General features: G+C 52.9%; 9 protein-coding genes. 8 read left to right on the plus strand and 1 reads right to left on the minus strand.

Translation table 11 applies throughout. From position 1 onward, the window contains the following. Positions 1-105 precede the first annotated feature (105 nt). On the minus strand, positions 106-1,137 hold the full coding sequence (gene rsmC / locus EQY_RS0121300; RefSeq protein WP_001272353.1) for a 16S rRNA (guanine(1207)-N(2))-methyltransferase RsmC: 1,032 nt from the start codon (positions 1,135-1,137) through the stop codon (positions 106-108). A 102-nt stretch (positions 1,138-1,239) separates the two neighbouring features. Between rsmC and holD the strand changes: the two genes are divergently transcribed. The 8 genes from holD (at position 1,240) to EQY_RS0121340 (ending at position 7,705) form a co-directional block, all read left to right on the plus strand. Next, positions 1,240-1,653, plus strand: a complete 414-nt coding sequence (gene holD, locus EQY_RS0121305) for a DNA polymerase III subunit psi (protein ID WP_000204010.1) — start codon at positions 1,240-1,242, stop codon at positions 1,651-1,653. Continuing rightward, complete coding sequence (gene rimI / locus EQY_RS0121310) at positions 1,622-2,068, plus strand: ribosomal protein S18-alanine N-acetyltransferase (RefSeq protein ID WP_001092448.1); 447 nt, start codon at positions 1,622-1,624, stop codon at positions 2,066-2,068. Before holD ends, rimI begins: the two co-directional genes overlap by 32 nt. 14 nt (positions 2,069-2,082) lie before the next feature. Continuing rightward, positions 2,083-2,760: a pyrimidine 5'-nucleotidase gene (gene yjjG, locus EQY_RS0121315; RefSeq protein ID WP_000870704.1), complete on the plus strand. Its 678-nt coding sequence runs from the start codon at positions 2,083-2,085 to the stop codon at positions 2,758-2,760. Between the two features lie 90 nt (positions 2,761-2,850). Further along, a complete protein-coding gene (gene prfC, locus EQY_RS0121320) occupies positions 2,851-4,440 on the plus strand; it encodes a peptide chain release factor 3 (protein ID WP_000175941.1) in 1,590 nt (529 codons plus the stop codon). A 402-nt stretch (positions 4,441-4,842) separates the two neighbouring features. Then, a complete protein-coding gene (gene osmY / locus EQY_RS0121325; RefSeq protein WP_024212696.1) occupies positions 4,843-5,448 on the plus strand; it encodes a molecular chaperone OsmY in 606 nt (201 codons plus the stop codon). 115 nt (positions 5,449-5,563) lie between these two features. Further along, entirely contained in the window at positions 5,564-5,725 is a 162-nt protein-coding gene (locus EQY_RS0121330; RefSeq protein ID WP_000490275.1) for a DUF1328 domain-containing protein, read from the plus strand. A gap of 121 nt (positions 5,726-5,846) precedes the next feature. Beyond that, positions 5,847-6,920 carry a patatin-like phospholipase family protein gene (locus tag EQY_RS0121335; protein WP_010345506.1) on the plus strand — a complete coding sequence of 358 codons (1,074 nt, stop codon included), beginning with the start codon at positions 5,847-5,849 and terminating at the stop codon, positions 6,918-6,920. Next, complete coding sequence (locus EQY_RS0121340; RefSeq protein WP_000563037.1) at positions 6,917-7,705, plus strand: metal-dependent hydrolase; 789 nt, start codon at positions 6,917-6,919, stop codon at positions 7,703-7,705. The genes EQY_RS0121335 and EQY_RS0121340 overlap by 4 nt, the downstream gene beginning before the upstream one ends. Positions 7,706-7,762 lie beyond the last annotated feature (57 nt).

Here is a 7,762-nt window from a genome sequence, read left to right on the forward strand (position 1 = left end):
TGCGACGCTGGCGCGTCTTATCTGGCCTACGAAGGGCTAATGTGCAGGTTTTGTAGGTTGGATAAGGCGTTCACGCCGCATCCAACAAGGCTTGCGGCGAGAGACTTAACCTTTCTTCGCCTGGCGGGTCATAATGGCGCGATACACCTTGAAACGCCCGGTTTGCGCGATAACTTCGTGGAAGCCAAATGTCTCATCCAGCACGTCCGGATAAGGCAGGAAGGCGTTCGCTACAATTCGTAACTCGCCGCCGCTGTTAAGATGACGCACCGCGCCGCGAATCAGCGTTTGTGCTGCATCCAGGCTGGTTTGCATCCCATCATGGAACGGCGGGTTGGAGATGATCATATCAAAACGACCTTTCACTTCGGAAAAGACGTTACTGGCAAAGACTTCACCTTCAACACCGTTGGCCGCAAGCGTCGCACGGCTGGCTTCTACCGCCGGGGCAGAGACATCGCACAGAGTGAGACGAATCTTCGGCGAGTGGCGCGCAAACGCAACTGAAAGCACACCTGCACCGCAGCCGACATCCAGCACTTTGCCTTTTGTGTGCGGGGTTAATGTCGAGAGCAGCAGCTGGCTGCCGACATCCAGACCGTCGCGGCTAAACACGCCAGGCAGCGTTTTGACCGTCAGTCCATCTACGTTATATTCGCCCCAGAATTTATCCGCATCGAACACTGGCTGCTTTTCCAGACGACCAAAATAGAGGCCGCAGCGACGGGCGCTGTCGACTTTATTCAACGGCGCATAATCTGCCAGCATCTGCTCGGCGCTGCGCACGCCGCTACGGTTTTCGCCAACGACGAAAATGTCAGTGCCCACTGGCAGCAGAGAAAGTAAATTCATCAACTGGAACTGAGCTTCCGGTTTGTTCTTCGGCCAGTAGTAAATCAGCGTATCGCAATCTGCGACGTCGTCCGCCGTTGCAACCAGACTAAAACGGGCGTTATCACCCATCTGGCGGCTTAACACCTGCCAGTGGTGGAATTGCTGGGTATGAGCACGACTGGTCGCGGTATCTAAACGCGCGGGCAGGTCATCCTGTAAGTCACCGGCAAACAGAATACGGCTTTGTTCGAAATCATCACTGTGGCGCAGCAAGACTTCACTTGCCGGGGTAAATGCAGACATGGAATGCTCCTCAATTGATACTGGCGGCGATTATAGCCATATGTTGGCGCGGTATCGACGAATTTGCTATATTTGCGCCCCTGACAACAGGAGCGATTCGCTATGACATCCCGACGAGACTGGCAGTTACAGCAGCTGGGCATTACCCAGTGGTCGCTGCGTCGCCCTGGCGCGTTGCAGGGGGAGATTGCCATTGCGATCCCGGCACACGTCCGTCTGGTGATGGTGGCAAACGATCTTCCCGCCCTGACCGATCCTCTGGTGAGCGATGTTCTGCGCGCATTAACCGTCAGCCCCGATCAGGTGCTGCAACTGACGCCAGATAGGATCGCGATGCTGCCGCAAGGCAGTCGATGCAACAGTTGGCGGTTGGGTACTGACGAACCGCTGTCACTGGAGGGCGCTCAGGTGACATCACCGGCGCTCACCGAATTACGGGCAAACCCAACGGCACGCGCCGCGTTATGGCAACAAATTTGCACATATGAACACGATTTCTTCCCTCGAAACGACTGATTTACCTGCGGCTTTCCACATTGAACAACGCGCCCACGCCTTTCCGTGGAGTGAAAAAACCTTTGCCAGCAACCAGGGCGAACGCTATCTCAACTTTCAGTTGACACAAGACGGCAAAATGGCTGCGTTTGCGATTACGCAAGTGGTGCTGGATGAAGCTACATTGTTCAATATTGCGGTCGATCCCGACTATCAGCGTCAGGGACTGGGAAGGGCGTTGCTGGAACATCTGATCGACGAGCTGGAAAAACGCGGCGTGGCGACGCTATGGCTGGAAGTCCGCGCCTCTAACGCCGCCGCCATTGCTCTGTACGAAAGTTTAGGCTTTAACGAGGCGACAATTCGCCGCAATTACTACCCCACCACGGACGGTCGCGAAGACGCCATCATCATGGCGTTGCCAATCAGTATGTAAGACAAGGTGGAATAATGAAGTGGGACTGGATTTTCTTTGATGCCGATGAAACGCTGTTTACTTTTGACTCGTTCACCGGCCTGCAGCGGATGTTCCTTGACTACAGCGTCACCTTTACCGCTGAAGATTTTCAGGACTATCAGGCCGTTAACAAACCACTGTGGGTGGATTATCAAAACGGCGCGATCACTTCATTACAGCTCCAGCACGGGCGTTTTGAAAGCTGGGCCGAACGGCTGAACGTCGAGCCGGGTAAACTCAACGCTGCCTTTATTAATGCGATGGCGGAAATCTGCACACCGCTGCCTGGCGCGGTTTCCCTGCTTAACGCCATTCGCGGCAATGCCAAAATCGGCATCATCACCAACGGTTTTAGTGCCTTGCAGCAAGTGCGTCTGGAACGAACGGGTTTGCGTGATTATTTCGATTTGCTGGTGATTTCCGAAGAAGTTGGCGTTGCCAAACCGAATAAGAAAATTTTCGATTATGCGCTGGAACAGGCGGGCAATCCTGACCGTTCACGCGTGCTAATGGTTGGTGACACTGCTGAGTCCGATATTCTCGGTGGCATCAACGCCGGGCTTGCTACCTGCTGGCTGAATGCGCACAATCGCGAGCAACCAGAAGGCATTGCGCCCACCTGGACCGTTTCTTCGTTGCACGAACTGGAGCAACTCCTGTGTAAACACTGATTGCCTCCCCCCCGTTGATGGGTAAAATAGCCGCAATTTTTCGTTTTCAACAAGCGCGGCGCGATGCCGCTTACTCAAGAAGAAAGAATTATGACGTTGTCTCCTTATTTGCAAGAGGTGGCGAAGCGCCGCACCTTTGCCATAATTTCTCACCCGGACGCCGGTAAAACCACCATCACCGAGAAGGTGCTGCTGTTCGGACAGGCCATTCAGACCGCCGGTACAGTAAAAGGCCGTGGTTCCAACCAGCACGCTAAGTCGGACTGGATGGAGATGGAAAAGCAGCGTGGGATCTCCATTACCACGTCTGTGATGCAGTTTCCGTATCACGACTGCCTGGTTAACCTGCTTGACACCCCGGGGCACGAAGACTTCTCGGAAGATACCTATCGTACCCTGACGGCGGTGGACTGCTGCCTGATGGTTATCGACGCCGCAAAAGGTGTTGAAGATCGTACCCGCAAGCTGATGGAAGTTACCCGTCTGCGCGATACGCCGATCCTCACCTTTATGAACAAACTTGACCGTGATATCCGCGACCCGATGGAATTGCTCGATGAAGTTGAGAACGAGCTGAAAATCGGTTGTGCGCCGATCACTTGGCCGATTGGCTGTGGCAAGCTGTTTAAAGGCGTTTACCACCTGTATAAAGATGAAACCTATCTCTATCAGAGCGGTAAAGGCCACACCATTCAGGAAGTACGTATCGTTAAAGGGCTGAACAACCCGGATCTCGACGCTGCGGTCGGTGAAGATCTGGCACAGCAGCTGCGTGACGAACTGGAGCTGGTGAAAGGCGCCTCTAACGAGTTCGACAAAGAATTGTTCCTTGCGGGCGAAATTACTCCGGTATTCTTCGGTACTGCGCTGGGTAACTTCGGCGTCGATCATATGCTGGATGGTCTGGTGGAGTGGGCGCCTGCACCGATGCCGCGTCAGACTGACACCCGTACCGTAGAAGCGAGCGAAGACAAATTTACCGGCTTCGTATTTAAAATTCAGGCCAACATGGACCCGAAACACCGTGACCGTGTGGCGTTTATGCGCGTGGTATCCGGTAAATATGAAAAAGGCATGAAGCTGCGCCAGGTGCGCACCGCGAAAGATGTGGTGATCTCCGACGCGCTGACCTTTATGGCGGGTGACCGTTCGCACGTTGAAGAGGCTTATCCGGGCGATATCCTCGGCCTGCACAACCACGGCACCATTCAGATCGGCGACACCTTTACCCAGGGTGAGATGATGAAGTTCACCGGTATTCCGAACTTCGCACCGGAACTGTTCCGTCGTATACGTCTGAAAGATCCGCTGAAGCAAAAACAGCTGCTCAAAGGGCTGGTACAGCTTTCTGAAGAGGGCGCAGTGCAAGTGTTCCGTCCGATCTCCAATAACGACCTGATCGTCGGTGCGGTTGGTGTGCTGCAGTTTGATGTGGTGGTATCGCGCCTGAAGAGCGAATACAACGTTGAAGCAGTGTATGAGTCAGTCAACGTTGCCACCGCCCGCTGGGTAGAATGCGCGGACGCAAAGAAATTCGAAGAGTTCAAGCGTAAGAACGAAGGTCAACTGGCGCTCGATGGCGGCGATAACCTCGCTTACATCGCCACCAGCATGGTTAACCTACGCTTAGCGCAAGAGCGTTATCCGGACGTTCAATTCCACCAGACCCGCGAGCATTAATTCTTGCCTCCAGGGCGCGGCAGCCGCTGCGCCCTGTCAATTTCCCTTCCTTATTAGCCGCTTGCGGAATGTTCTTAAAACATTCGCTTTCGCTTATGTTTGCTCGCTTTTTAGCCGATATGGCGGGCGGTTTCAAAATTGTGATCTATATTTAACAAAGCAATGACATTTGTGTCGGCTTTAAATACCGTTATGTGAGTAGGTAACAGTATTTAAAACCGTTAACTGTCATTCGATTGATATTAATAACTGATTAAGAAGTTGTAACGGTCGTTATTCATCACCTATCGCTTTTGTGATGGCGACCATTGACTTCTGTCGAGGGTGAAGTCTCTCCCTATTCAGCAATGCAACCTCGTGTTGCCTGGCTCAAATTACGAGCAAATATACAGGAATAAATCGATGACTATGACAAGACTGAAGATTTCGAAAACTCTGCTGGCTGTAATGCTGACCTCTGCCGTCGCGACCGGTTCTGCCCACGCGGAAAACAACGCGCAGACCACCAATGAAAGCGCAGGGCAAAAAGTCGATAGCTCTATGAATAAAGTCGGTAATTTCATGGATGACAGCGCCATCACAGCGAAAGTGAAGGCGGCTCTGGTGGATCATGAAAATATCAAGAGCACTGATATCTCTGTCAAAACCGATCAAAAAGTCGTGACTTTAAGCGGATTTGTTGAAAGCCAGGCACAGGCCGAAGAGGCAGTGAAAGTGGCGAAAGGCGTTGAAGGCGTGACCTCCGTCAGCGACAAACTGCACGTTCGCGATGCTAAAGAAAGCTCCGTGAAGGGTTACGCCGGTGACACCGCCACCACCAGTGAAATCAAAGCCAAACTGCTGGCGGACGACATTGTTCCTTCACGTAAAGTGAAAGTTGAAACCACCGATGGCGTGGTTCAGCTCTCCGGAACCGTAGATTCTCAGGCACAGAGCGACCGTGCTGAAAGTATCGCCAAAGCGGTAGATGGTGTGAAAAGCGTTAAAAATGATCTGAAAACTAAGTAATTCGTCGTAATTCGTCCTCCCGAACTTTGTCGGGAGGCGCGATGTGCACCACACTAAAAATATCGCATTGAGTGAATATCAAGCGGTGACATTAACTATGGTAAAGGAGAGGCTTATGTTTCGTTGGGGCATCATATTTCTGGTTATCGCGTTAATCGCCGCCGCTCTTGGGTTTGGTGGTCTGGCCGGTACTGCAGCGGGTGCTGCAAAAATTGTCTTTGTCGTCGGGATTATTCTGTTCCTGGTGAGTTTGTTCATGGGCCGAAAACGACCCTAGATTTCAGACGATTAAGAAAATTTTATACAAAGCCAGTCCAGCGGACTGGCTTTTGCGGTTTTAGCGAATAATAAATTGCGTTACTTTGTCATTCTTTCACAACAAAAACAGGAAGGCAGAGGTGGGGCAGCGAATACCTGTAACGCTTGGTAATATTGCGCCGTTGTCGCTAAGGCCGTTCCAGCCTGGACGAATTGCGTTGGTGTGCGAAGGCGGCGGGCAGCGTGGAATCTTTACGGCTGGCGTGCTGGATGAGTTTATGCGCGCGCAGTTTAATCCTTTCGATCTCTATTTTGGCACGTCCGCCGGGGCGCAGAACCTTTCGGCGTATATTTGTAATCAGCCCGGTTACGCGCGCAAAGTCATCATGCGCTATACCACAAAGCGCGAATTTTTCGATCCAGTGCGCTTTGTCCGTGGAGGAAATCTTATCGATCTCGACTGGCTGGTGGAAGCGACTGCACGCCAGATGCCGTTGCAGATGGATACCGCCGCGCGGTTGTTCGATAGCGGCAAATCGTTTTATATGTGTGCCTGTCGTCAGGATGACTACACACCAAATTACTTTTTACCAACCAAACAAAACTGGCTGGATTTGATTCGCGCCTCCAGTGCTATTCCAGGTTTTTATCGCACCGGGGTTTCACTTGATGGGATTAACTATTTTGATGGTGGCGTCAGCGATGCGATTCCGGTTAAAGAAGCGGCAAGACAGGGGGCGAAAACGCTGGTGGTAATCCGCACCGTGCCGTCGCAAATGTACTATACGCCGCAGTGGTTTAAACGTATGGAACGTTGGCTGGGGGACAGTAGCCTACAACCGCTGGTCAATCTGGTGCAGCATCATGAAACCAGCTATCGTGCCATCCAGCAATTTATTGAGAAACCGCCAGGCAAGCTACGCATTTTCGAAATTTATCCGCCGAAGCCGCTGCATAGCATCGCGCTTGGCAGTCGGCTTCCGGCGCTACGTGATGACTATAAACTTGGGCGTTTATGCGGTCGCTATTTCCTGGCCACGGTCGGTAAAATGCTAACCGAAAAAGCACCGTTCACTCGCCATCTGGTGCCTGTGGCGATGCCGGAACCGATCGTCATTCCGCCAGCGCCAGTCGCCAACGATACGCTGGTTACCGAGGTGATAGACGCCCCGCAGGCGAATGACCCGACATTTAACAACGAGGATCTGGCTTGATTTGCCGTTTTATCGACACCCACTGCCATTTTGATTTTCCGCCGTTTAGCGGTGATGAAGAGGCCAGCCTGCAACGCGCGGCACAAGCGGGCGTAGGCAAGATCATTGTACCGGCAACTGAGGCGGCAAATTTTGCCCGCGTGCAGGCGTTAGCGGAAAATTATCAACCGCTGTATGCCGCCTTAGGGTTGCATCCGGGGATGTTGGAAAAACATTGCGATGCGTCGCTGGAGCAGTTACAGCAGGCACTGGAAAGGCGCTCGCCGAAGGTGGTGGCGGTAGGGGAGGTAGGCCTGGATCTCTTTGGCGACGATCCGCAATTTGAGAGGCAGCAGTGGTTACTTGACGAACAACTGAAACTGGCGAAACGCTACGATCTGCCGGTGATCCTGCATTCACGGCGCACGCATGACAAACTGGCGATGCATCTTAAACGCCACGATTTATCGCGCACTGGCGTGGTTCACGGTTTTTCCGGCAGCCTGCAACAGGCTGAACGGTTTGTACAGCTGGGCTACAAAATCGGTGTAGGCGGTACTATCACCTATCCACGCGCCAGTAAAACCCGCGATGTCATCGCAAAATTACCGCTGGCATCGTTGTTGCTGGAAACCGACGCGCCGGATATGCCGCTCAACGGCTTTCAGGGGCAGCCTAACCGCCCGGAGCAGGCTGCCCGGGTATTTGCCGTACTGTGCGAGTTACGCCCGGAACCCGCAGATGAGATTGCCGACGTGTTGCTTAATAACACGTATGCGGTGTTTAACGTGCCCGATGGCTGGTAAGGCCGTCCGTAAGTGAACAATGGTGCTGCTTGTTCCCCTCACCCTAACCCTCTCCCC

The sequence above is a fragment of the Escherichia sp. TW14182 genome (genome assembly GCF_000208525.1).
Taxonomy (GTDB): Bacteria; Pseudomonadota; Gammaproteobacteria; order Enterobacterales; family Enterobacteriaceae; genus Escherichia; species Escherichia ruysiae.